At 42.5% G+C, this 1,921-nt stretch carries 3 protein-coding genes; 1 reads left to right on the forward strand and 2 read right to left on the reverse strand.

The window, feature by feature from the left end; genetic code table 11:
- Nucleotides 1–9 precede the first annotated feature (9 nt).
- Nucleotides 10–609 carry a GNAT family N-acetyltransferase gene (locus ACZMB2_RS14090; RefSeq protein ID WP_487597180.1) on the forward strand — a complete coding sequence of 200 codons (600 nt, stop codon included), beginning with the start codon at nucleotides 10–12 and terminating at the stop codon, nucleotides 607–609.
- 95 nt (nucleotides 610–704) lie between these two features.
- On the opposite strand, the gene ACZMB2_RS14095 is transcribed toward ACZMB2_RS14090, so the two are convergent.
- Both ACZMB2_RS14095 and ACZMB2_RS14100 read right to left on the reverse strand, forming a co-directional pair.
- Nucleotides 705–1,292: a DUF2318 domain-containing protein gene (locus tag ACZMB2_RS14095; protein ID WP_487597178.1), complete on the reverse strand. Its 588-nt coding sequence runs from the start codon at nucleotides 1,290–1,292 to the stop codon at nucleotides 705–707.
- Nucleotides 1,292–1,921: sulfite exporter TauE/SafE family protein (locus ACZMB2_RS14100; protein ID WP_487597179.1), on the reverse strand; the 630-nt coding region annotated here is incomplete at its 5' end. The genes ACZMB2_RS14100 and ACZMB2_RS14095, both read right to left, overlap by 1 nt.

Genomic DNA, 1,921 nt, shown 5'->3' on the forward strand with positions numbered 1-1,921 from the left:
CGCTATTGGATTACACTTTATGAGGAACCGGTAGAAAGTGGACGCTTGAGTATTCGAGTTGCACAGATTGCAGATGCAAAAAAGTTGCTTGCCATTTATGCTCCGTATGTAAGAGAAACTGCAATTACATTTGAATATGAGGTACCGACAATAGAAGAATTTGCAGTTCGGATCGCGCATACATTGGAGCGGTACCCATATCTTGTAGCAAAGTATAATGGTGAAATTGTAGGATATACATATGCTGGACCGCTTCATGAGCGTCCGGCATATAACTGGGCAGTGGAAACATCTATTTATGTAAAACATGATAAGAAAGGTCAGAAAATTGGAAGAGCATTGTATGATGCACTAGAAGTACAGCTTCACAGACAAAACATTGTAAATGTAAATGCCTGCATCGCAAGCCCTGCCATAGAGGATGCGCACTTGACGAGGGACAGTATTTTATTCCATGAAAAATTAGGGTATCATATGGTGGGTGAATTCCATCAGTGTGGCTATAAATTTGATACCTGGTATAATATGGTCTGGATGGAAAAGATGATTGGGGAGCACATGGTTCCACAGCCGCAAGTAATCTGGTTCTCGCAGCTGCCAGAAGCGTAACTGAATTCGCGAGTAGAACAAGCCTGTGCCTGTTTCCAGCAAAAAAGAAGTGTAGCTTCGGGATTATCTTCGTGGCAGCCTTGTTTTCTCACTTATTACTGGAAAAACTTAGGCAACTCATCGGCTGTCGCTTTTATGACATCATACGAAATATGAATTTCATCATCAGTAACAGTGCGGTCAGAATCGAGAATCGGCCAAGGATTGCAGCCGCCAGAGGCAATGCCTACCTGATCAATTGTAAAGGAATTTCCACAGTTTTGGCATACAAGATACTCACCTTCCTGACGATAATACCCTCTGCCCGAGCTATAGCAAACCTGGCAGGCATTAAATGCGGTGCGCAGATTTCCTTTGGAGTCCTTTAATGCAACAATCTCAACCTCAGTCCCATCAAGATCAGCCTTGTAAAAAGATGCTGTCTGTGATAGATCAGCAATCGGAATGGCAAGATAACCATCTTTTTTGATACTGGTAACACTCTCAGCAGAATCATCCGCTGTGGTAGCTATGTCCGAAGCAGTTGTATTTTCAGAAGATGCTGCTTGCGTATTTGTAGATGCAGAGGTACTCTTTGTGGACTGTGGGGTACTATTGTTGCTGCATCCAGAAATTAAAATCGCCATTGCACCTGTTAGCATACTAATCAAGACAGCATTTGTCATTTTTCTTATCATAATCATTACTCACTTTCTACATAAATTTTTCCGGTAATCATGCCCATCCAACAGCTATAGGTATAGATACCAGTTTTTTTAGGTGTAAACTCAATTGTATTGTCGCCTTCCTCAAAAACACATTCGGTATCAAAATCTGGCAGCAAAATCTTATAGTTGCAGCCATTAATACTGCTTTTTTCAGCGTGAATAGTCCATTTGACAGGGGTTCCTGCTTTAACAGTGATATCTGGATAATGACCAGATTCCAGTGTGCTGGAGACATATTGGATTCCATCTTTTTCCATGTCTGTATCTGAATCATTCCGATCGGATGTCTTTACGGCAGTTTCGCCATTTGCAGAAAAAAGAGTGTTTATTTGGCTGCTCATACCTGACAGGGCAGTACCTTGTGACATCATTGAAAGTCCCATGACAACAACGAGGATGGCACCGCATTTTAATACCTGTTTTGTAAAGTGTTTGCCAAGACCGGCTACAATCGAGCCGAATCCGAGCATCAGCGGAATGGTACCGAGCGCAAAGAAAAACATCGACAGCGCTCCGGTAAATGAATTGGCAGAGGCTAATGCAACGATCTGCATCGACTGCAGAGGACCACAAGGCATCAGGCCATTAAACAAGCCGATGATAAA

This window comes from Hominiventricola sp., assembly GCF_057604405.1.